Genomic DNA, 23541 nt, shown 5'->3' with positions numbered 1-23541 from the left:
ACGGCTTCGGAGAGGAGGTCCAATATGCAGTTTTTGTCGCTTCCGTCGGCATGGTTTGCGATTCTGTTGCCGTTGATTGCGGCTATGTATATTTTGAAGAGAACGTACTTAGAGCAGGAAATCGCAAGTCATATGCTGTGGCGCAGAGTGCTGAACGAACAGGAAGCGAACAGGCCTTGGCAAAAGCTGAGGAGCAGACTGCTGCTGCTCCTGCAATTGTTGGCAGCGCTGCTGCTCATTGTTGCGCTTATGCAGCCGGTTATTATGAGACCATCTACAGCTAGCGGGCATGCAGTCATCGTCATCGATCGATCAGCGTCCATGACGGCCCGCTCGGCTGACAATGGAGACGGGAACGGAACCAAGCTGGAACAGGCCGTATCCGAAGCGGAGCAATGGCTGTCGGGCCAGCCTGCCAATCGGCCGATTACGTTGGTTGTGACGGGACAACAGCCGGAAGTGCTGCTGTCGCGTACGCAAGATCACGGAGCATTGAAGGAGAAGCTCCAGTCGATTGGGCCTGTCTATGGCAGGACTGACAATTCAGCTGCATTGTCGCTAGCACATTCCTTGCTGCTGGATGAGCGGGACGGTGAGATGGCCATCTTCACTGACGGATTATGGCCAGACGCGGCGGAGGCAAATGCGATACAGCTGGATCATGCGGTGTCGATGAACATTACTGGAAATCCAGAGCAGCGTAATAATCAAGCGATTTTATATTTCGGGATCAAGGCTGATGCGAACAATGATGGGAGTTATTCAGCGGTCGTCACGATCAATAATGACAGTCAGACTGCACGGAAAGCACAGCTCGACATTTGGGCTCAGGATGCTCAAGGCAAGTTGACGCTTGCCGCCGAGAGATCCGTCGATATAGCTGCGGGTGAATGGGAGAGCGTACAGTTGTCAGGTTTGCCGGCAGCCTCTTATTATAAAGCCGAGCTTCGTCATTCGACGGACGCTATATCGATCGATAATAGCGCCTATCAATTCCCTGATACGCCGCGTGTAAAGGAAGCGCTTCTCGTAACGGATGGCAATCTATTTCTGGAGAAGGCGCTGCAGCTGGCAGGCATTCAGACGGTTAGAGTCAGTCCTGATAGCGTTGTTCCGAGCGGAGAAATCTCCCGAAATATAGATTGGATCGTACTTGATGGCAACGATCCGCGTCTATATGACGAGCCTGGCTGGGCATCGCTGCTGGAAGCGAAGCCGCTTTGGTTAATTGACCATCCAAAGGAGGAGGATGGGCAGAGCGCAGTCCCTTCAAACGCACAAACGGTCGTTCAAGAGCATCCGGTAACCTCCTACATAACGTTCGCTGACACGCATATTGGAAGGCTTTTTAAGCCGCCGGCAGAGGAGCTTGGCTGGGGGAAGCCGGTATTGACCTATGGCGGCATACCAGCAATCTATGCTGGAGATGCGGGAGGTAAGCCGAAGCTGAGGTTCACCTTTAACCTTCAAGATACCGATCTGCCGCTCAGATCCGAGTTTCCAGTGCTGATCGTTCAAGCGGCCGAGTGGATGAGCGGAGGCTCGCAGCTTGAGCTTGGCATAACCTCGGCTGATCAGCTTATGGAACTATCTCTTCATTCGAATGCAAGCATTGCGCAATGGGAAACCATGGAACTGCTGGACAACAGCCTGAAGGCTGAGCAATCGGCTGGAAACAGTCCTGTCAAGCTACAACGACAGGCTAAGGACATCTATGAAGCGCCTTCCGTGCCAGGCCTCTATCGGCTGGTTGAAGTCGATGCCGAAGGAGAGATAGTCGGGAGCCGTATGCTTGCCGTTTATGCGGATGCCGCAGAACTCGCGTCTTCACCTGAATCATCGCCTGAGCTCCGACTCACCCAAACGAACCAAGCGAATGAACCTAATCAAGCTGTCGCGCACCAGACGAATGAAACGGCTCTATCTCTTGTTGTGTGGGCTGCAGCGCTGTTGCTGTTCTTGATGGCTGCGGAATGGGAGGTGTACCGACGTGGGCATTCAAGCTGAAACGCCTTGGGCACTTCTGCTGCTCCTGCCTTGGCTGCTGTATATGATCTGGATTATACGTTCCACGATTCGATTGAAGGGCGGTCGCAAGGCAGCGGCGATTACAATAAGAGGTATGATTACGCTGTTGCTCATTGCCGTCATAGCACAAGTACAACCTTACGTTATTAATCAGCAGCGAAGCGTTGTCTTCGTGTCCGACCGTTCTGCCAGTATGCAGGCCGATGAGCGTATCGGTGAATGGATCACAGGCGCATGGGCTGCCAGAAACGAGGACGATAAGGCAGGCGTCGTATCGGTGGGACTGAATGCAGCTGTCGAAAGGACGATATCGGACGAGCTCCTCGATGATTCTGCTGACTTCGCCTTCCGAACAACGGTTAATAATCGGTTCACCGATCTTTCCGGGGGCTTGCAGCTAGCTGCCGCAATGCTCCAGAAGGAAGGTGGAGGGAGAGTGGTTCTGCTCTCCGATGGGGCGGAAAATGCAGGCGATGTGAGGCGTCAAGCGAGATTGCTTGCAGGCGCGGGGATTGCCGTTGATGTTGTTGAGATCAATACAGAGTCTATTAATGACGCTGCAATCGAATCGCTTGATGTGCCTGCCACGCTTACCCAAGGGGAAACCTTCCCGTTCGAGATTTCGGTATCGAGTACGGCATCTCAGCAAGCTGAGCTGCGCTTATTCGCTGACAACGAGGAAATATCGGTCACGCAGGTGCAACTGGAGAAAGGCGATAATCGTTTCGTACTGAACAGTATTGCAGTTGAACCAGGCTATCACCGCTTCAGAGCCGAATTGTATACGACTAGTGATGAGCAGGCTGCAAATAATACGGCATACGCCTTCAGCCGGGTTGCGGGACCGCCGCATGTATTGATTGTAGAAGGACAGCCGCAATCGTCGGCCAATGTAGAAGCCGCGCTGTCTGCTTCATTCATCGGACATACGACGATTATGCCGGAGCAGCTTTCTGTTGAGCTGGCAGAGTATGCAAGCTACGACAGTATTATTTTGAACAATGTGCCAGCTACTCGAATTGCGGAGAAGCCGATGGAATGGCTGGGGAAAGCCGTCAGCGATTACGGTGTCGGTCTCGTCATGCTCGGCGGAGAAGACAGCTTCGGCTTAGGCGGTTATTTCAAGACGCCGGTCGAGCGGGCGCTGCCCGTTTATATGGATTTGCAAGGCAAACGCCAGATACCTTCTCTAGGTCTCGTGCTCGTGATCGACCGCTCCGGAAGTATGTCGGACGGCAAGCTGGAGCTGGCGAAGGAAGCGGCAATCAGGACGATCGAGCTGATGAGAGACGTAGATACGGTAGGGGTTATTGCATTCGATTCCGCACCATGGTGGGTGGTGGAGCCTGAGAAGCTGTCGAACCGCGATTCGATTATTGAACGTATTCAAGGGATTCAATCCGAAGGAGGCACCGAAATCTATAATGCGCTCCAAGCCGGCTATAAAGGGCTTCTGGAAGTGGATGCGCAGCGCAAGCATATGATTTTGCTCACGGACGGTCAGTCGGCGACGAATCCTGGTTATGAGGCGTTAACCGATGCTATTGTAGAGGACCAAATGACGCTCTCTACGGTCGCAGTAGGCGATGGAGCAGATCAAGCGTTGCTGGAACGGTTGGCGAAGGCCGCCAAAGGGCGGTTTTACTTCACCAAAGACCAAAGCACGCTTCCTGCCATCTTCAGTCGCGAGACGGTAATGATGTCTCGTACTTATATTGTGGAGCAGTCGTTTACGCCAGCAGTCGCTAGGGCTGCTGATTGGGGGAAGCTGTGGAACGGCGGCGTGCCAAAGATTAACGCTTATATCGCCGCAACAGCGAAAGAAGCGGCGGAAGTCGCTCTATTGACGCCGGATGGCGATCCACTGCTAGCCCGCTGGCAATATGGTTCTGGACGTTCTGTCGCATGGACAAGCGACGTTACGGGCAAGTGGGCACGCGAATGGGTGCAGTGGCCTGCATTTCCAACCGTGCTTACCGAATGGGTGAAGTGGACGTTCCCTCAGTTTGTGAACAATCCGTATTCGATAACGACCGAGCAAGACGGCGGCCAAGCAACTTTGAAGGTACGCTCAGAAGCTGATGCGGGCTCATTCGACAATGCGCTGTCCGCGGGGATTGAGGACGAATCAGGCCGCTATTCCGTTCGCCGCTTAATGCCGATCGGGCCGGGAGAGTATGAAACGACCTTGCCTGCGACAGAACCTGGCGTTTATTTGGCTCAAATCGGACAGAAGTCGAACGGAAACGCAATTGAAGGCGGTACGACATCGGCTTTCGTCATTCCTTATTCGCCTGAATACCGATTATCGAACACGGACGGTCCTGAGACGATGGCTCAGATCGCCGCCACGACCGGCGGGCGCAAATTGCTGTTGGACGATCCTCAATCGGTATTTGATTTCAAACCGCTGGAGGCTCGCAAGCCGATCGAGTTGACGAATAAACTGCTCGTCGCCGCTTTGCTCCTTTGGTTGCTGGACATCGCTCTGCGAAGGCTGTCATTGCCTTACGGACGGATGCTCGAATGGACGGGAATTTTGTTAAGGCAACGCAATGGACGTAATAGCAGTCATACGAATGAAGTTTTAGAGTCAACCAATGCGGTATCAAGGCTAAAGAGAAGGACTGCCGAAGCAAGCCGCTTCTACGGCGGCGTGTCTGGAATAGCTCCATCCAAAGAGAGCGACAATCGAACAAAGCCGAGTGAATGGTCACCTTCAGCGAATGCGGCTGCATCTGTGACGAACACGAATCAACCCGGCCCGAGCGCTGCCCGGATAGAGCAGGATAATGCAACGGACGGAACGATCAACCGTCTGCTTGCTGCCAAAAACAAAAAGAGGAGATAGCCGCAGATATGGCTTCCGATAGCAAACCGTTCTCCTTCATATGGACACGAGCGATAGGACGCGATACAATTCATATCAACGACTATAATAAGCAGCTACGCTTGAAGGAGATGTCTATATGGCTCAAGAACTGACGACGCAGGAACTGGAACAAAAAATTAAAAACGGCGAGTCTATCAATTTGATTGACGTTCGCGAAGTCGATGAATGGGAAGCCGGTCATATTAAAGAGGCACGCAACATTCCGTTATCGGAAATCGTTCAGCGAGTAGACGAGTTCCCACAGGAAGAGATGGAGATCGTCATCATCTGCCGCAGCGGCGGACGAAGCGGCAAAGCATGCGACTATTTGGGCGCGCTGGGCCACACCGTTATTAACGTGTCGGGCGGTATGCTTGCTTGGAACGGCGAAGTTGTAACCGGCGAATAATCGCATAATGAGGAATATGGCGGCACTAGGCTTCTTAGCTTAGTGCCGCTATTTGTTATCCCCCCTTGACAATGCTGAGCGGCATCGTGTATAAATACGTTTAAGATATATTCAGAATTTTCACAAATCTAACATTAACGAACGGGACAGTAATCTTAGGACGGATAGTCGCAGCGAGCCGGGACAGTGGAAGCCGGTACGGATGTCTAAGATGAAGCGGGCCCGGGAAATGGTTTGTCGAAACGATTCCGCGCAGTCAATGTCAATGCAAAGGCGGCTATTGGAGTAGACAAATCCGGTCAATGACCGTTATCAAATCGAGTGATTGAACCTCATTGCAGGTTCGATACTTAGAGTGGTACCGCGGGAATCAGCAAGCTCTCGTCTCTTTATTATAGGAGACGAGGGCTTTTTTGGCGTTCGGACTCGATTTGGCGATAACTAGGAGGAGGAATATAAAGTGTTGAAAGAACAACTATTAACCGCATTAACTAATGCCGTAAATCAGATCGCAACGGAAGAAGTGTTGGCGCTTCAGGATAAAGTCAATATCGTAGTGGAACATCCGGCTAATGAGGCAAACGGCGAGTTCAGCAGCGGCATAGCTATGCAACTGGCGAAGCATCTGAAGCGTGCTCCGCTCATTATTGCAGCCCAGGTTAAAGAAAAGCTGCAAGCTAATAACGGTATTCATCAGCTGTTCGCGACCATCGATATCGCTCCGCCAGGCTTTATCAATTTTTATGTCAATTGGGAGCAGTGGGCGAAGCAAGATGAGGATGGAGAAGAAGCAATAAAAGCTAAGAAGCAGCAAAAGCTTAAGCACAAGGTACTCATCGAACATACGTCGATTAACCCGAACAAGTCTGCCCATATCGGACATTTAAGAAATTCCTGTATCGGGGATACACTGGCAAGACTGCTGAAGCAAGCCGGTCATGCTGTAGAGGTGCATAATTACATCGACGATCTTGGCAATCAATTAGCGGATACGGTCGTAGGCATTCTGAACACATCAACTACTCAGTCGCATACGAGATTCGGCGATTTTTGTTGGGAGACATATGCGAAGGTAAATCAAGCGTATAAAGAACAGCCCGAATTGCTGCTAGAGCGATCACGCGTACTTGCTCACTTGGAAGAAGGGGGCAACAACATCGCTTGGATGGGGCTGCTTATCGCAGAGCGCATCGTTGGCGAACATGTCGAGGAGATGAAGCGGTTCGGGATCGATTACGATGTGCTCGTATGGGAAAGCAGTATCGTTAGCGGAGGTTTCTGGGAGCGCACCTTCGAGCTGCTGCAGCAGACGAACGTCTTCCGACAGGAGCAGCAGGGGAAGCTTGCGGGCTGTTGGGTGCTTGGAAGCGGGCAGCCGGCACATGAATCTGACAACCTCTCGGAGCCTTTAGAAGCCGAACAATCCGAGCAGCAGCAAGGCGAACATCAAGCAGATAAGGTGCTTGTTCGCTCGAATGGAATTTTGACGTATACGGCTAAGGATATCGCTTATCATCTGTGGAAGTTCGGCTTGCTGGACAAAGATTTTCGTTATCGCAAGTTCGGCAGCCGTCTATGGTCTACGCAAGCAGGAGGCGTGAGGAAGAAGATCGGCAAGGCAGATGCCGTTATTAATGTGATCGACCAGAGGCAGCAGTATCCGCAGGCCATGGTGAAGCAAGCGCTGTTAGCGTTAGGTTATACAAGTCAAGCCGAGCAGCTTAAGCATGTCAGCTATGGGGTCGTATCATTAAGCCCTTCTACAGCTGCCGGACTAGGCGTAGACACCACAGCTGGCAAACATGCCTATCCGATGTCCGGCCGCCAAGGAATCGGGATTAAAGTATCGGAACTGCTCGACAGAATGGAGGGCATTATCGATGCCAAGCGTTCAAGAAAGCAAGGTCTTACGAGCCGAACAATAGCGGCTGCTTCCATTCGTTACTACTTGCTTCGCTTCCATCTGCAGACAGAGATTGTGTTCGATCTGGAGCAGGCGACGGAAATATCGGGCAATACAGGCGTGTATTTGCTTTATGCCTACGCTCGGGCGTGCAGCATTATGGCGAAAGCCGAGCAAACAGGCATTCATGTGTCGGAGGTCCAGTTCGAGCATTCGCTTGAAAAGCAGGAGCATGCCGTTCTCAGGCAGCTATGCTACTGGCCCGAGGTATTGCAGGCGGCGGAGCTCGAGCTTGCGCCGAACATCATCTGCAATTACACCTATGAGCTGGCAACGTTGTTTAATCATTTTTATGCGGCATGTCCAATATTGAAGGCGCCGCCTGCTCAGCGCCAGCTGCGCTTATGGCTTACGCAACGTTACAAGCAGACGCTTGGCGAGGCGCTCGACATTCTCGGCTTGCCTGCTCCCGAAAGCATGTAACCTCACATTCCATTCATGCAATCGACTGGTCCCACATATAAATGAACCCAGATGGGTACAGGCATCGGTCGTTTAATGCGGAATGGAAGGAGGCGGGTTCAATGAATTCGCGGGATAACGGAATGATGATCGATTTTGCCGTGCAGGGAATGAGCTGCTCCGCTTGCGCGGCACGAATAGAGAAGTCGGTAGGGAAGATGGAAGGCGTCCATGAAGCGGCTGTAAGCTTCCCGCTGCGCACCGCTTGGGTGCAATTCTCGCCAGAGCGGGTAAGTCCCGAGCAAATCGCTGAGCGCGTAAGTCAGCTTGGCTTCACGGCTTCATTAAGCGAGCATGGCGATACAGGCTTGCGCAAGGAGCATGCGATATTAAAGCTTCGGTTAATCGTCTCGCTCCTGCTGACACTGCCTCTGCTGCTTACTATGGTTCACCATCTGCCAATCTTATCGCCGCTTGCCGCTTATATCCCTGCATGGCTGACATTGCCATGGCTGCAGCTAGTGCTAGCGACGGTGCTTCAATTCGTAATTGGCATGCCCTTCTACTTCGGCGCTTATTATGCGCTTAGGCAGAAGAGCGCCAATATGGACGTGCTCGTTGCAGTAGGTACGACCGCAGCTTATCTGTACAGCCATTACATCGTGTTCCAACAGGATCTGTTAAACGGTTCGGGTTTTGGGGCAGAGATGCCGGCGCTCTATTTCGAGACGTCTGCTGTTGTCATTACCGCTGTATTGCTTGGCAAATATATCGAGGCTTCCGCTTCGTTAAAAGCGAACCTCAATACAGCCGGCTATGCCACCCTTCAAAGCCAGTCGGCTGCCGTTGAGCGTGCCGGTCAAGTGACGCAGCTTCGCACGGAGTTCGTGCGTGCGGGCGATACGGTTATCGTCGAGGCTGGCGAGCTTGTGCCGGTTGACGGTACGGTTATCTCGGGAGACTCATCAGCCGATGAAGCGCTGTTGACAGGGGAGAGTTCACCCGTTGTGAAACGTGAGGGCGATTCTATCTGGGCAGGCACGCGCAATGTCGGCGGAAAGCTCCGCATATGGACGAAGGCTGCTGGCCATGATACGCTGCTGAGCCGAATCGGCGAGCTTGTCAGGCAAGCACAGCGGTCCAAGTCGTCGATCCAACGCAATGTGGATGCGGCCGCAGGCTGGTTCGTACCGCTAATGCTGCTGCTAGCTGCACTTACCTTCATCCTATGGAGCGCTGTGCTAGATCCAGGCAATTGGAGCCGGGCGTTCGTCAGCTCCATCGCCGTTATGCTGGCTGCTTGTCCGTGTGCGCTCGGGCTGGCTGCTCCGATCTCGCTCGTGCTGGCCTCGGGCCGTCTGGCGAAGCAAGGCATCGTCGCCAAGGAAGCAGGAGCTCTAGAGCGTCTTGCGTTAATCGATACCGTCATATTCGACAAGACGGGTACATTGACCGAAGGCAAGCCGAGAGTAAGCGCGCTCCAACCTCTCAAGGGCAGCCGCACTTCGGCGCTCCGTCTTGCAGCAGCCGCGGAATCGGCATCTTCGCACCCGCTCGCGGCTGCAATCCGGCAAGAAGCGGCGAAGACAGGTCTTGTCATACCTATGCCCGAGAGCCAAGTGTATACGCCCGGCGGCGGAGTTGTTGCCATGGTCAACAAGCAGCAGGTCGGCGTCGGCAATGCGGGCTTTGCGAAGTCGCGGGGCTGGCTGGTCAGCGAAGAGGGCGAGAAGTTCGCGAAGAGCAAGGAAGCCGAGGGGGAAACGGTGCTGTTCATCGCTATTAATAATGAATGCGTAGCGATGATTGCCCTTATTGATTCGGTGAAATCCGATGCCAGATCGGTCGTAAGGGACTTACGATCGCTTGGCGTATCGATTCTGCTCGCGACGGGAGATCGGGAAGCGCCTGCCCGGGCTGCGGCAAAGGCAGCAGGGATCACGGAGGTGCACGCGTCCATGCTGCCCGAAGCTAAGCAGTCGCTTGTCGAGCGGCTGAAAGATCGGGGCAAGCGAGTTGCTATGGCCGGAGACGGCTGGAATGACGCACCGGCGCTCGCATCCTCCGATGTCGGCATCGCGATGGGCAACGGCACGGATGCGGCGCTCGCAGCCGGACATCTGTCGCTGCTTAATTCAAGATTGCTTGCCATTCCAGGAGCCATTCGAATCAGCAGATTAACGCTTCGCAACGTGCGGCAAAATCTCGCTTTCGCCTTCCTCTATAACGGCATTATCATTCCGTTCGCGGCGCTCGGCATGCTTAAGCCATGGATGGCCGGAACGGCGATGGCGCTGAGCTCCGTATCGGTCGTCGGCAACGCGCTTCGGCTAGGCGGCCAAATTAAGCGCGAGGAACGAAGACGTCGATGACGCTCACGTGGAATCTGATCGGCTTAATCGTGCTGACAGGCTTGTTCAGCGCACCGCATTGCATCGGCATGTGCGGAGGCATCGTGTCGACCGTATCGCTTCAATCGACAGTGTCAGCCAGACGTTCGATGCTGCTGTATAACGCAGGTCGCATTACGTCTTATACGGTGCTTGGCGCTGTTATGGGCGCAGTTGGCTCATTCGTCGATCTCGCCGGCAAGCTTGCGGGCATTCAAGGCATTGCTTCAATCGTAGGCGGCTGCTTCGTCTTGTTGTGGCTATGGCGCAGATTCCAACTGCCGCTTATGGGCAAGCTGTCTGCTATGCTGCATAAGCGGTTGGTCGGCAGAACAGGGCAGTCACCTGCCAGCGAAACTACGCATTTGCTTGCGACGGGCATTGCTTTCGGCTTCCTGCCTTGCGGCTTGACCTATGCGATGCAGATGAACGCTGCGGCCAGCGGCTCGCCATTGGAAGGCGCGGCCATTATGGCTATCTTCGGACTTTCTACGTTCCCGGCCTTAGCCGCTGCGGCTTCTATCGCTGCTTTTGCCGGCAGACGCTGGCGAAGATTCATGCGCAAGGCAGGCGTAATAACGGCAATTGCTGTAGGGCTATTGTCCATTATGCGGGGCTTGGCCGTGAACGGCGTCATTCCGAGCATTTCGCCGTGGTTATGGTAACGATTATCAGTGGACGGCAGAGAGCCGCCTTGCAAGGAGATAGCTGCCATCCGCCGTATCCAGCGTCAACGTCGCTTTCCACGTTCCAGCCATCAACGGCATGCCTTCGCCCTCGTAGACGCCGGGAGCGGTCTCGGTTAACTTGAAGCTGTAATTGCCGCAGTTCATTCCGATCATATCTAACACGATGGATAACTTAGCGTTCCGTAATGGCGCTCCCTCGGAATTTCTAAGACTGAGGCGAAAATCATTCAGATCGAGCACTTTGGCCGGATAGCGGCCGATCTCCCACGTCAATGAGCCTTCTTCGAAGGAATGCTCCGTGACGGCAGGAGGGGCAGCTTCCGTCGTTTGCAGCCACGCGAACGCAGCGGTGATGATGACGGCAGCGGCAAGCACGGATAGCGTCCACTTAAGAAGCGGCGATCGTGCTCGGGTCGTTAGTATCGATTCCTCAGAGTTCATATTAAGCGCACCTTTCTGTATCTTTTTTTGTAAGCACCAAACCAATTAAACAGCGTCTTTAGTTACCTATGCTCCGCAAGGGGATGAAAGAACGCAGGCGCATTCAACAATAGTCTGACTTTGGCTATAGGGATAGACAAAAGAATAGAAGATGTGTATAGTTACATCTGACAATTTCATAGAAAATAACTAGGTGTCGAGACGGTCTATATGTGCAGCGCGAATGCTGCTCGAACAACCGCTCCGACTTAATAGGGAAGCCGGTGAGAATCCGGCGCGGACCCGCCACTGTAAGGAATGGCCGGAGAGCGACTGCTCTCGTTGCATGGCCGATGCCGCGGCATACTGTCACTGAGCTTAGACGCTCGGGAAGACGCCGATTGGCATATATTCCAAGTCAGGAGACCTGCCTGCTTATTAACGCTGAATCCTACGAGGAACTAGGAGGTGTTGCACACGAGTAGTAGCTACTTGCCGCTTTGGAAACGGTATTCGCGCAGCATTTCTGACAAGACGTCGGAAATGCTTTTTTTGATTAGAAAAACAGCTGTAACGAGTTAGGACGATTTGCTAGATAAATAGAACGTATAGGAGTGTGTTAATTAATGAATAAGATGAACAAAGCTTGGATTGGGCTGCTGCTGGCGATGATGCTCGTCATCATGACTGCTTGCGGAGCGAACACTAATAATGAGGGGCAAGCATCGAATCAGCCATCGAATGCTGCAACGGAAGCACCGACGAACGCGCCTGACAACGAACAGGAAAGCGCAGCAACTACGGAATATCCGCTTACGGTGAAGGACGATACGGGAACGGAAATTACATTCGCGCAAGCACCGACGAAGATCGTTTCGCTGGCGCCAAGCGAGACGGAAACGATTTATGCGATCGGATCCGGTGAGCAGGTCGTTGGCGTGGACAGTTACAGCAACTATCCGGAAGCGGCAGTAGCTAAGCAGCTGGTAGGCGATATGACGACGAATATAGAGGTAGTTACGGGTCTCAATCCGGATCTGGTCGTTGCTTCATCCTCGATGAACGCGGATGCGATTAAGCAGCTTCGCGAGCTTAATATCCCTGTATATGCAACGGATCCGCTAACTTATGATGCAGTAGTTGCCAAAATCGATACTTTAGGTAAAATTATGAATAGACAAGCGGAAGCTGCCGCAGTTGCTGACCATATGATTCAAGTGAAGCAGCAAGTAACGGACGCAGTGAAAGACGCGGAGAAGAAAAATGTGTATTTGGAATTCTCGCCAGGCTGGACGGTGGGCTCTGGCACTTTCCTCGATGAGCTTCTGACGCTAGCTGGCGGAACGAATGTGGCAGCCGGAAGTCAAGGGTGGTTCGAGGTGAACGCGGAAGAGGTCGTTGCCAAAAATCCGCAACTGATTGTGTATCCAGCGTGGAAGGAGGAGCCGAATCCGATTGTAGCCGGCATTGAGAGCCGTCCTGGTTGGGAAGTTATCGATGCAGTAAAGAACAAGCAAATGTTCGCCGTGACGGAAGACCCGCTCGTACGTGTAGGTCCGCGTCTCGCCGATGGCTTGCTTGAGCTTGCGAAGGTTATTCACCCGGATCTCGTCAAATAAGCGATGAAACATAAAGGTATCATTTATGGAGGAGCAGCTTTGCTCCTTCTTGCCGTTTCTATGATCATAAGTCTTTCTATTGGTACGTCGGGTCTCACGGTGAGCAAGGTATGGGGCATTCTTATTCATGAGCTTCCGTGGGTGAAGGGCGGCGAAGATCTCTACACCAAAGGCGAGGTAGCCATTGTTACGCAGGTAAGGCTGTCCCGCGTTCTGCTTGCCGTCCTCGTAGGCGCTTGCCTGGCGCTTGCCGGCACAGGTTTCCAAGGCGTGCTGCGCAATCCGCTTGCCGATCCGTATACGTTAGGCGTCGCCTCGGGAAGCTCGGTAGGCGCTGCCTTTATTATTTTATTCGGACTCCAGATGGCGCTAGGCATGTGGACGATTCCTCTCGTGGCCTTCCTGACGGGAAGCATCACGTTGTTTGGCGTATTCTGGCTATCGCGAAGCAAAGGGGCGATGCATATTGAAACGCTTATTTTATCCGGTGTCATCATTCAAGCCTTTTTGGGCGCTTTCGTATCGTTTATGGTGTCGCTGTCTGAAGGGGTCGTCAATCAAATTCTGTTCTGGCTAATGGGTTCGCTTGCGATGCGCAACTGGGACAATGTATATATGCTCATTCCGTTTCTTGTCATCGGATTCCCCATTCTGATTCTTTATAGCCAATCGCTTAATTTATTCGTTCTAGGCGAACGCCACGCAGCCCATGCCGGCGTTCGCGTGGAGCGAACGAAGCTGATCGTGCTGATCGCATCTACGCTGCTTACGGCAGCTGCCGTATCCGTATCAGGCGTTATCGGCTTCGTCGGGCTCGTAGTACCCCACTTGATCCGCTTGCTCGTGGGGCCGGATTATAGGCTGATTACGCCGCTTGCGGCCATTGGAGGCGGCATATTCGTCTTGTGGGCGGATACGCTCGCGCGGAATGCGCTTAGCCCTCGGGAAATTCCGCTAGGCGTCGTGACGGCGCTGATAGGCGCGCCGTTCTTTGCCTATCTGCTCCATCGGCGCAAGATGAATGGAGGCGGTCAGCTATAGCTATCTTGGAGGCAAAAGGAATTGTACAGACGATTCAAGGCCGAACGGTGCTACATGAGCTCGACTGCTCATTCACGGAAGGCAAGATCTATGGCATTATAGGGCCTAACGGGGTTGGCAAGTCAACGCTGCTTCATCTGCTGTCCGGCGTTGATAAGGCAGCGAAAGGCGAAGTGCTGCTGGCAGGCGAGCCAATCGTATCGTTGCCGCGCAAAACATTGGCGCGTAAGATGGCCGTATTGCAGCAGGGCGGATTGCCCCCGGTCGGGTTTACGGTACGCGAGGTCGTTGGCATGGGGCGTTATCCGTATCAGAGTTGGCTTGGCAATGAAGAGAGTGATCCGGCGGAGATCATCGATGAGGCGCTCAAGGCTATGGGTCTGACTGAACTGCAGGAACGCAGGATGGACCAACTAAGCGGCGGAGAACGGCAACGTGTTGCGCTTGCGAAGCTGATGGTGCAAGAACCGTCGATCATATTGCTTGATGAGCCGACAACTTATTTGGATATCGGGTATCAAGTGCAATTGCTGGATACCGTAAGGTCTTGGCAGCGGGAGCGGGGTTTAACCGTCATTGCCGTATTGCATGATCTTAACTTGGCTTCGTTATATTGCGATGAGCTAGTCGTCCTGCATGAAGGTAAGATTGCTGCCCTCGGAACGCCTAAGGAAGTGCTGACAACGTTGTTAATTGAAAAGGTATATGAAACAACAACAGCTATCGTGCCGCATCCGGTAACGGGCATGCCGCAAATTATGCTGCAGCCTAGTGCAACGTTGTAACGATATGTATTCGGATTTCGGAAATTAAGAGGGGAGCAAGAACATGAATAACAAATGGCAGGATACGCTGGAATCAGCGGTCTCCCGCATACGGGACTTCGATCATAAAGCTGCAGAGCAGGCACAGCAACATTCGGACAGCTTGACGAAACCTCCCGGCAGTCTTGGCAAGCTGGAGGCCATTGCTTGTCAGCTTGCTGGTATTTCGGGTCAGCTATGGCCGGATATGACCCGCAAGACGGTCATTGTTATGGCGGGCGATCACGGTGTATGCGAGGAAGGTGTTAGCGCATTTCCTCCAGCAGTGACTCCGCAGATGGTGCTCAACTTTCTGAATGGCGGCGCTGCCGTTAATGTGCTCGCACGGCAAGCCGGCGCGGATGTGATCTGCGTCGATATAGGCGTCAACGCCGATCTGGAACATCCGAAGCTCGTTAGCCGCAAAGTCGTTCGTGGAACGGCTAATATGGCGAAGGGGCCGGCAATGACGAGAGAGCAAGCTCTTCAAGCGATAGCAGCAGGTATCGAGCTCGTCGATGAGCAGGCAGCGGCAGGTGTTCGGGTGTTCGCAACGGGCGAGATGGGCATCGGCAATACAACGGCTAGCTCGGCAATCGCGAGCGTGCTGACGGGTCTCTCGCCGGAGCAGTCTGTAGGAAGAGGAACAGGCATTAACGATGAGGCGAGAGCACGCAAGATTGATGTTGTAAAACGTTCGATCGCGGTTAATAACCCGGATCCTACCGACCCGATTGATGTGCTTGCCAAAGTCGGAGGCGCTGAAATAGCCGGCTTGGTTGGCGTAATTATCGGAGCTGCGGCTAACGGCTGTCCTGTCGTGATCGACGGCTTCATCTCTTCTGCAGCTGCGCTTGTAGCTTCACGGATCACGGAGAAGACGAAGCCGTATATGCTTTCATCGCATCTTTCCCACGAGCAAGGACATATAAAGCTGTTGGCAGCTATCGGTTTGTCGCCGATGATTCAGCTGGAGATGCGTCTTGGCGAAGGAACAGGCGCCGTATTAAGCTTTCATTTCATAGACGCTGCGCTGAAGCTGATGCAAGAGATGGCGACATTCGAGAGTGCCGGCGTGTCCAAAGGTTAGGTGAATGAAGTGTCTATACTTGTAACGGGCGGCGCTCGCAGCGGCAAAAGCAGCTTCGCCGAGCAATATGCAATGAGAACCGGCAACCATGGTGTCTATATTGCGACCTGCCAATCGTATGACGAAGAGATGAATATTCGTATCGCGAGGCATCAGCAAGACCGTGAAGGCACGGGCTACGCATGGAGAACGCTCGAAGAACCGTATGAAGCGGCGGAGCTTATCGATAAGCTACGGATCGAATTCGGGGAATACGAGCAGAATGCTACACAGACCGTTCCTGCGCTGCTGCTGGATTGTTTGACGCTTTGGCTGACGAATTGGATGCTTCGCGTCGATTACGAAAAGCTCGGCGATCAACGATTGGAGCAGGAGATAACGAAGCTCGTTGCTGCAATCGAGCGGTATCCTTATCCGCTCATCATTGTGACGAATGAGGTCGGTGACGGTATCGTGCCGGAATATCCGCTGGGCAGAGCGTTTCGGGACGAAGCCGGACGGATGAACCAGCGTATTGCCGCAGTGTGCGAGCGCGTCTTTCTCGTAACTGCAGGCATTCCGGTTGATTTGAAAGCGATAGCGTTCAGATGGGAGCAGCTATGAGCTTCTATTCCATGCCGGAGCTGCTTGCTCTGGTTGCTGCGGCGATAGTGATCGATTGGATCGTCGGCGATCCGAAATGGCCGACGCACCCCGTTATATGGATCGGCCGTCTTATTCGGCTGCTGGAGCGATGGCTTGCGCCTGAGCGGTACTCCAATCGGCCAACTAGGGTCAAGATGCTCGGTATCGTGTTAACCGTTGCCGTTCTTGCCGCAAGTTGGCTGATCATGGCGATCATTGTACAGGTAGCCGATGCGATCCATCCTTGGCTCGGCTATGGAGTTAGCGCATGGTTCATCTCGACAACGATTGCAGTAAAGGGGCTCAAGGAAGCGGCTATGCTTGTCTATAAGCCGTTAGTCGCCGGTAGATTGGATGAAGCTCGGAAATATGTCGGTTATATCGTTGGGCGGGATACGACACAGTTGGATGAAGGCGAAGCGTCCAGGGCCGCTATTGAGACGGTAGCCGAAAATACGGTCGATGCTCTAGTGTCGCCTCTCGTATTTGCCTTGTTGGGAGGCGCACCGCTAGCTATGCTTTATCGCGCAGCGAATACGCTCGATTCCATGGTCGGCTATCGCAACGATAAATACCGGCATTTCGGCTGGTGCTCGGCTCGTACTGACGATGTGTTGAATTATATACCTGCTCGGCTCACGGGAGTTTTGATGGCGTTATCGGCGCTGCTCTTGCCTAAGCTGAAGGCAATTAGGGCCGTGAAGGCGATGCTCGTCTTCGCTCGCCGGCACCCGAGTCCGAACAGCGGCATTCCGGAGTCTGCTGCAGCCGGAGCAATAGGCGTCGAGCTCGGCGGGACGAATGTCTACTTCGGGGTTACCAGCGAACGCGCGCGAATGGGCTGGCCGCTGCGTCCATTGAAGCCAGGCGATATTGTGCTGACGATACGCTTGCTGTACGGTGTCAGCGTTATTATATTGGCAGGAGTGATGACAGCATGGCTGCTCATAAGCTGAAGCTGCACGGGCAGGCGCTTGTTGCGGCTTTTCAATTTCTGACACGGTTTCCTATCCCCATACAAGTGCCCTTTATCCCCCCGGTGTTGACGAGAAGTGTCCTCTACTTTCCGATTGCGGGAGCTTTTATTGGAATCATTGTTGCGGCAGTTGCGTGGCTTCTGCAGCTCTTTCTGCCTCCTTGGCCGTCAGCGGTACTGCTGCTGGCACTATGGACGGCGCTTAGCGGTGGTCTTCATATGGACGGATGGATGGATACAGCCGATGGCGTGCTCAGCCACCGCTCGCGCGAGCGAATGCTGGAAATTATGAAGGATAGCCGCGTTGGTGCGATGGGAGTGCTAGCTGCTGTATTGCTGCTGTTGCTCAAAGCATCGCTGCTGGCGGAACTGCTAGGGGATGATGATCGATTTGAGCTTGTGCTTCCGCTCATTGCTGCTTCGCCGATATGGGGACGCGCATGGATGGCCATTGCGATAGCAGGTTGGCCGAATGCGCGGCAAGGCGAAGGAATCGGAGCGCTCTTCGCAGGGGTAAAAAAGTCGGCGGCTGGCTTATCGTTGTTTATAGGCGGTCTCATTACCTTTCTCATCGTTGTTGCGTGTCAGAATTCGTTTGAGACGTCCATCCTCATCACGTTAGCCTGCTTATTGTCTACGTTGGTTGCAGGTGGCGCATTGGCTATTTGGCTAGCAAATAAGCTTGGAGGATTAACGGGAGATACATATGGTGCAATGAATGAAGCGGTAGAGGCTGCAACTTTATTAATGGCAGTAATTATATTAGGCTCGACTTATTTATTTTCATGAGAAAACTCTTATCGGAGTACTTCGAGGATGAGCGACCTACAAGTTTGCGTAGCAAACTCCCTTCGGAAGCAAAGAAGTTTTTATCGCCAATCTGAATGATTTCCTTTTATCGTTGTAAAGCACTTTAACATTCTGATGTGGTAGGAAAGGGGGCAAAAGGGATGCTGGAGAGATACGGCCATGGCGGTGACCTGCATACAGCGGAGGAAGCGTTCGGCAGAGCAGCGGAATCATTTCTTGATTACAGTTCCAATATGAATCCGTTAGGACCGCCGCCTTCGGTCAAGAGGGTGCTTGCCCAATACGCGGAGCTGATCGATCGTTATCCCGATCCGGCTGTTCGCGGCCTGCGGAAGAAGCTGTCGCAGCTGCACGGAATAGATGAGCAGAGCATCGTAATCGGGAACGGAGCGGCGGAGCTTATCGATCTCGTCGTTCGATCACTTCATCCGCAGGTAACGGCTCTCGCTATTCCATGCTTCGACGAATATGGGGATGCAGTCCGCAAGATAGGCGGATCGATCTATGAAATCGCGTTGTCCGGCGACAATCAATTCAGGCTCGATTCGGAAGCTGTCGGCAATGCGATCGATGCCAGCAACGCTTCCTTGTATATGTTAGGATCGCCGAATAATCCGACAGGTCAATTAGTGGATCCAAAGCTCATTAAGGCATTGCTTGACAGCGGCGCTTACGTCGTTGTTGACGAAGCGTTCATGGATTTTGTCCCTGAGGAGGAGCAGTTCAGCCTTGTGCGGGAAGCGGCCGTGAATGAACGTCTGTTCGTCATCCGGTCGATGACGAAGTTTTATTCCATACCGGGCATTCGGCTCGGCTATATCGTCGGCATTCCGAAATCGCTTAGCGCATTGAAGCGCCTGCAAGTGCCCTGGAGCGTCAATTCACTTGCACAGCTGATCGGTGAAGCGGTTCTAGAAGAGCGGGAGTTCGCCAAGCAAACGCATAACTGGCTTGCAGAAGAGCGTCCATGGCTAGTTCAGCAATTGCAGCAGCTTGGCTTCGAAGTGAATGATGGCGTAACGAATTATTTGCTGCTTCGAATCCCGCAGCAGCTGCGAATAAGTGCCAGCATGCTGCAGCTTGCCATGGGCAAGGAAGGTGTTCTCATTAGAGATGCTTCGCGATTCCCTGGGCTAGATCATACGTATGTACGAGTAGCCGTCAAACGAAGATTCCAAAATGAAGCGCTCGTGGCAGCTTTCAAACACTGTTTAGCGCAGGTGAGGTCATGAGTCAGCCGTTTCGCAGCGACTCCACCGTCTACGACTCTTTCATCTGGAGCGGATTGCGTTTGGAGCTGCTGGACGATCGAATCGTAGCGAGACTTCAAGAACCGGTTCAGGCGCTAAGCAGCGCCATTCACCCAGGCGGTTTCTCCTGGGCCGATCATATCGTGAACTGGAAGGTGCCGCTTGATTATCGGTGTGACGATCCGATCGCGGACTTTGTTCACCGTTGCGAAGGTTGGGGAAGCAAGGCTGAGCATACGATCGGCATGCTGACTGCAGCGAAGCTGACCCATGCGTCTGTGAAGGAGCTGGAAGGCGATCGGTTTAAGCTGCTATGCATCACGACGTCGGGCACGCGCAACGCAGCACGGGCCGGGTTGCCGCGCCAAACCTTCTCGGCATATGAGCCTGGTACGATTAATACTGTACTGCTCATTGACGGACAGATGACCGAGTCGGCAATGGTCAACGCGGTTATTACGGCAACCGAAGCAAAAGCGGCGGCACTGCATGAGCTTGGTATTGTGGAGACGGCGAATGGCCAGCTTGCGACGGGCACGACGACCGATGCGATTGCCATTGGCGTCAGCCAACGAGCTAGTTGGCAAGCGATTCATGCCTATGCTGGAGTAGCGACGACGATCGGTTGCGCAATTGGCGAAGCGGTATACGAGACCGTGTTAGAAGCTACCCGGACGCAGCATGAGGAATAAAGGTAAGGGAAAAATGAAATCCGCGGTTGCGCGGATTTTTTTCATTTCTAAAGCAGGTTCAATCGAACCGTTATGGAAGGAAATGTGAGCTGTAATCAAGAATTTAATTCTAATCACAATAAAGGACGGTGGAATAAATGAAGGCGCTATTAGTCATTGACGTGCAAAACGGGATCGTTGAATTAGGTGATTTCACAAACGAGTTGTTACGGATGGAGAATATCATTAAGGATTTCAAAGCTAGCGGCAATCCCGTCATCTTCATGAGGCATATTGATGCTTCTGAGGAAAGTCCTTTATGTAGGAGCTCCGTTGGTTCCGAACTGCATCCTTCGTTAAAGGACTATGCGGATGTGGTTATCGAGAAATCGACACCGAGCTCGTTTTATCAAACAGAGCTGTCCCGGACGCTAGATCAATTAGGTGTAAAGCAGCTGTTTCTAGTTGGTTTCGAGACGGAGTTTTGTTGTATGTTCACGGCGATAGCTGCTTTTGACAGAGGTTATGAAGTAACCCTAATCATGGATGCGGTTGGCACAACGAATACGGAACGGTCGTACGATATGCCCGGCTTGAGGATAAACGATTTTGTAAGCAAAGTGCTTGGATGGTCAAGTGTAATCGAAGTAATAAACCACGTTAAATATGTAGAGGCATACAAAACACAAGGACTGTAGTCGGTTAGTTGGAATGTCGGATTTCCACGTTAACTTTTAAATCAGGAAGAAACCTCCAATTTTATGGTGCGTATAGGTAATATGGTGTTGATACTGCGCATTTCCGTGAAGAGGAGGAGTTCTTATGAATCGATATACGTTTCATATTGCTAGCGCGATTTTTTTTATTGTTATGCCGATTGTCGTTTTATGGTATGGCTATTGGGATGCCGCACAGCCGAAGGTAGGGCCTGTCGGCAACGGGATCAAGCCGCCTACTTTTCAACAAACGCTCCCTTTCTATGGCATAATGCTGATGGGAATCGTGAGTTTCTTGAACGCAATCTTGCGTTATCGGGAGTATAAGAAATCGCAACAGAAGTCTAACAATGAAGAGATAGATTAATGTTCTCAGCAGGCGCAATTGCCGGAAAGGGGAATAACGTAACGATGGGATTTTTAGTTGAAGGACTTTTCGAATTGATTTTGGAGTTGTTTTTCAATGATCGGTTCGAGAAGAGAGGAAGTTATCGTCAGAGACGATATCTACTGAAGCTCAAGCGATATGCGAGAGAGTCTGAATGGTTCGAGCATCTCTATCGAAATCCGCAATATACGGGGATCATTGAAAATAACGACGAATTCATTATTTTGCTGAGGAAGAGAGCGGCATTCCGGTCTATCGAGCGAAGTATGGAGGAGCGGCAACGATTCGAGCAACGGTTGGCAAGCAAGTACTATTCGCTTACGGAAAGAGTCTGAAACGACGTCAGGTTATCTATATGATATTGTTAATCAGAATGATCTGTTACGTACGGATGTGGTAGAATAATACGAGCTTATAGATTATAGGTAAGTTTGAGTTTGATCTTGTTCGGCAGGAGGTTTCAAGTTGATTCGCATTGTAGGCTTTTCGAAAGATAAAAAATGGTGTACGGATCTAACGTTGGAGGAAGTAAGCGAGTCGACCGAGCTTGCCTGGTACTGGGTCGATTTCGATCAGCCGAGTGAAGAGGAAAGCAAGCTGCTGAGCACGCATTTCAAATTTCATCCACTTGCGATTGAGGATTGCTACCACTTGTTGCAGCGTCCGAAAATGGATCATTTTGACGATATCCATTTCCTTATTCTGCATGCGTTCAACGGTTCGAAGACGATGGTGGATGAAGTGAATATGTTCATCGGACCCCGTTTTCTAGTAACGTACCATCAAGGGCAATCGCAAGAGATCGAGTCGGCTAGATTGAAGCTGATGCATAATCCGAAGCCAGGCCAATACGGTCACATTTGTGCGGCGTACCATGTTATTGACAAGCTGGTGGATGAATATTTCCCAGCCGTTCAGGAGCTCGAAGAGCTGCTCATCGATATGGATCTCAGCAGCGGTACGGTTGCCGGCGATGGAGCAATTGCAGACATATTCAGCATTCGGTCACGTTTATTGCGACTGCGCAAGACGATAATACCGATGAGGGATTTGCTCTACCGTTTGGTTAATAGTGATCGAATCGAGGGTCTAAACCACCACCTGGCCTTCTATCGCGACATCTACGATCATTTGTTAAAGCTGTCGGAGATGCTTGATAATTGCCGCGAAATGACGGCCGATCTGCGCGATAGCTATATCTCGTACAATTCCAATCGAATGAATTCGATTATGAAGACGTTAACGGTCATTACGACAATATTTATGCCATTAACTTTCTTGGCTGGCATTTATGGCATGAATTTTAATAGGATGCCGGAGTTAGATTGGCGCTGGGGGTATTTTGGGCTGCTCGGCTTTATGCTGCTGATCGCTTTATCGATGTTTGCATGGTTTAATAAGAAAGGCTGGTTCAAATAATGGCATGCAAGGAGATTAAGACATGGTAACAAATAAGGCTTCAGAAGAAGTTGGGGGAAAAAAAAGGACATTAGCGGTAGTCGGCATCATGCTGGCGATATTGATAGTCCTCGGTGTTTTATTTGCTTTAATGATCTACGCGCTGCGTGCGGACAAGCCTTCTGCTGAAGTAGGTAAGAATGAAGCTTCGCAATATGCTTATGAGATGGCCGAAGCCGCGAATGGAATGAAGATTCATTATTTGGCTACAAAGCCATCGAACGTTCGACCTGAGCTCATACATAACAATGTGACTTTAACCGAATATACGGGCATTAACGGCGGATTCTTCTATGGCGAGCAATTGCTTAGCATAGCTGTTGTCGACTCCTTGCCAGTTGGAAGATCGCATGGGAAATACGGCGACGGGTCGGAAAATGTCAGGTATGCACGCGGCACGCTCGTCTGGAACGGAGCGCTTGATGAACTTAATATACAAATCGTAAGCAAAGCCTCTGAGCTGAAAGTCAAGGATAATACGCGCTTCTGGGCGCAGGGCGGCATTAGCATGAGCATCGGAGACGATGCGGGTTGGGAAGAGCGGGCAATCACCGAGAATGCGCCTTTTCCGAATGATGACCGTCTGCGTTCGGCGGTTGTATACGATTCGCAAGGCAGACTGTACTTAATTGTCAGTGAGACGAAAGGGACGCTTGCAGCGTTTCGTGAAGCGATCATCGAGAAGGTCGGAGATGGCAAGCTTGCAGGAGGCATTTTCCTCGATGGAGATGGATCATCGCAGCTTCGCAGCAGCGAAGCTATGCTTGCAGGCGATAATCGACCTGTGGTACAGATGCTCCGCGTATTGAAATAAAGGTGTTTGCTGAGCAAACACTAAGCCTAATCTTACGAGGTGTGTTTGCTACGCAAACACTAAGCCTAATCTTACGAGGTGTGTTTGCTACGCAAACACTAAGCCTAA

21 protein-coding genes, 1 riboswitch and 1 other annotated feature are annotated in these 23541 nt (G+C 52.1%); of the genes, 20 read left to right on the top strand and 1 reads right to left on the bottom strand.

Annotated features, from left to right (window positions below; all coding sequences use genetic code 11):
* Positions 1–24: 24 nt before the first annotated feature.
* The 6 genes from V8F51_RS23575 to V8F51_RS23550 all read left to right on the top strand — a co-directional run bounded on the left by V8F51_RS23575 (position 25) and on the right by V8F51_RS23550 (position 10729).
* Positions 25–2007, top strand: a complete 1983-nt coding sequence (locus V8F51_RS23575; protein WP_337102957.1) for a VWA domain-containing protein — start codon at positions 25–27, stop codon at positions 2005–2007.
* Positions 1991–4879 (top strand): VWA domain-containing protein, encoded by a 2889-nt coding sequence (locus V8F51_RS23570; RefSeq protein ID WP_337102956.1) that lies wholly within the window; start codon positions 1991–1993, stop codon positions 4877–4879. Before V8F51_RS23575 ends, V8F51_RS23570 begins: the two co-directional genes overlap by 17 nt.
* 118 nt (positions 4880–4997) lie before the next feature.
* A complete protein-coding gene (locus V8F51_RS23565) occupies positions 4998–5309 on the top strand; it encodes a rhodanese-like domain-containing protein (protein ID WP_337102955.1) in 312 nt (103 codons plus the stop codon).
* A gap of 128 nt (positions 5310–5437) precedes the next feature.
* Positions 5438–5701, top strand: a binding site (T-box leader).
* Between the two features lie 68 nt (positions 5702–5769).
* On the top strand, positions 5770–7695 hold the full coding sequence (locus tag V8F51_RS23560; protein ID WP_337102954.1) for an arginine--tRNA ligase: 1926 nt from the start codon (positions 5770–5772) through the stop codon (positions 7693–7695).
* 101 nt (positions 7696–7796) lie between these two features.
* On the top strand, positions 7797–10046 hold the full coding sequence (locus V8F51_RS23555; protein ID WP_337102953.1) for a heavy metal translocating P-type ATPase: 2250 nt from the start codon (positions 7797–7799) through the stop codon (positions 10044–10046).
* The gene (locus tag V8F51_RS23550; RefSeq protein WP_337102952.1) at positions 10043–10729 is read left to right on the top strand and encodes a sulfite exporter TauE/SafE family protein; all 687 of its coding nucleotides are present in this window, start codon (positions 10043–10045) and stop codon (positions 10727–10729) included. The genes V8F51_RS23555 and V8F51_RS23550 overlap by 4 nt, the downstream gene beginning before the upstream one ends.
* A gap of 6 nt (positions 10730–10735) precedes the next feature.
* On the opposite strand, the gene V8F51_RS23545 is transcribed toward V8F51_RS23550, so the two are convergent.
* Entirely contained in the window at positions 10736–11194 is a 459-nt protein-coding gene (locus tag V8F51_RS23545) for a FixH family protein (RefSeq protein WP_337102951.1), read from the bottom strand.
* 185 nt (positions 11195–11379) lie between these two features.
* Positions 11380–11622, top strand: a riboswitch (cobalamin riboswitch).
* 177 nt (positions 11623–11799) lie between these two features.
* Between V8F51_RS23545 and V8F51_RS23540 the strand changes: the two genes are divergently transcribed.
* The 14 genes from V8F51_RS23540 (at position 11800) to V8F51_RS23475 (ending at position 23433) form a co-directional block, all read left to right on the top strand.
* On the top strand, positions 11800–12792 hold the full coding sequence (locus V8F51_RS23540) for an ABC transporter substrate-binding protein (protein ID WP_337102949.1): 993 nt from the start codon (positions 11800–11802) through the stop codon (positions 12790–12792).
* A gap of 3 nt (positions 12793–12795) precedes the next feature.
* A complete protein-coding gene (locus V8F51_RS23535; RefSeq protein WP_337102948.1) occupies positions 12796–13833 on the top strand; it encodes a FecCD family ABC transporter permease in 1038 nt (345 codons plus the stop codon).
* Between the two features lie 2 nt (positions 13834–13835).
* Positions 13836–14618 carry an ABC transporter ATP-binding protein gene (locus V8F51_RS23530; protein ID WP_337103025.1) on the top strand — a complete coding sequence of 261 codons (783 nt, stop codon included), beginning with the start codon at positions 13836–13838 and terminating at the stop codon, positions 14616–14618.
* A gap of 43 nt (positions 14619–14661) precedes the next feature.
* Positions 14662–15726 carry a nicotinate-nucleotide--dimethylbenzimidazole phosphoribosyltransferase gene (gene cobT, locus V8F51_RS23525; protein ID WP_337102947.1) on the top strand — a complete coding sequence of 355 codons (1065 nt, stop codon included), beginning with the start codon at positions 14662–14664 and terminating at the stop codon, positions 15724–15726.
* A gap of 9 nt (positions 15727–15735) precedes the next feature.
* Entirely contained in the window at positions 15736–16329 is a 594-nt protein-coding gene (gene cobU, locus V8F51_RS23520) for a bifunctional adenosylcobinamide kinase/adenosylcobinamide-phosphate guanylyltransferase (protein WP_337103024.1), read from the top strand.
* A complete protein-coding gene (gene cbiB, locus V8F51_RS23515) occupies positions 16326–17306 on the top strand; it encodes an adenosylcobinamide-phosphate synthase CbiB (protein ID WP_337103023.1) in 981 nt (326 codons plus the stop codon). The genes cobU and cbiB overlap by 4 nt, the downstream gene beginning before the upstream one ends.
* Positions 17288–18115, top strand: a complete 828-nt coding sequence (cobS, locus tag V8F51_RS23510; RefSeq protein WP_337102946.1) for an adenosylcobinamide-GDP ribazoletransferase — start codon at positions 17288–17290, stop codon at positions 18113–18115. Before cbiB ends, cobS begins: the two co-directional genes overlap by 19 nt.
* 161 nt (positions 18116–18276) lie before the next feature.
* Complete coding sequence (gene cobD, locus V8F51_RS23505) at positions 18277–19368, top strand: threonine-phosphate decarboxylase CobD (protein WP_337102945.1); 1092 nt, start codon at positions 18277–18279, stop codon at positions 19366–19368.
* The gene (locus tag V8F51_RS23500; RefSeq protein WP_337102944.1) at positions 19365–20078 is read left to right on the top strand and encodes an adenosylcobinamide amidohydrolase; all 714 of its coding nucleotides are present in this window, start codon (positions 19365–19367) and stop codon (positions 20076–20078) included. Before cobD ends, V8F51_RS23500 begins: the two co-directional genes overlap by 4 nt.
* Before the next feature lie 137 nt (positions 20079–20215).
* The gene (locus V8F51_RS23495; RefSeq protein ID WP_337102943.1) at positions 20216–20755 is read left to right on the top strand and encodes an isochorismatase family protein; all 540 of its coding nucleotides are present in this window, start codon (positions 20216–20218) and stop codon (positions 20753–20755) included.
* A 124-nt stretch (positions 20756–20879) separates the two neighbouring features.
* A complete protein-coding gene (locus V8F51_RS23490; RefSeq protein WP_337102942.1) occupies positions 20880–21140 on the top strand; it encodes a hypothetical protein in 261 nt (86 codons plus the stop codon).
* A gap of 44 nt (positions 21141–21184) precedes the next feature.
* On the top strand, positions 21185–21496 hold the full coding sequence (locus V8F51_RS23485; protein WP_337102941.1) for a hypothetical protein: 312 nt from the start codon (positions 21185–21187) through the stop codon (positions 21494–21496).
* A gap of 130 nt (positions 21497–21626) precedes the next feature.
* Entirely contained in the window at positions 21627–22580 is a 954-nt protein-coding gene (gene corA, locus V8F51_RS23480; protein ID WP_337102940.1) for a magnesium/cobalt transporter CorA, read from the top strand.
* 22 nt (positions 22581–22602) lie between these two features.
* The gene (locus V8F51_RS23475) at positions 22603–23433 is read left to right on the top strand and encodes a hypothetical protein (RefSeq protein ID WP_337102939.1); all 831 of its coding nucleotides are present in this window, start codon (positions 22603–22605) and stop codon (positions 23431–23433) included.
* Positions 23434–23541: the final 108 nt, after the last annotated feature.

The sequence above is a fragment of the Paenibacillus sp. YIM B09110 genome, from assembly GCF_037167145.1.
In the GTDB taxonomy this organism is placed as follows: domain Bacteria; phylum Bacillota; class Bacilli; order Paenibacillales; family Paenibacillaceae; genus Pristimantibacillus.
Note: the sequence above shows the minus strand (reverse complement) of the source record. Positions and strands in the feature narration are given on the sequence as shown.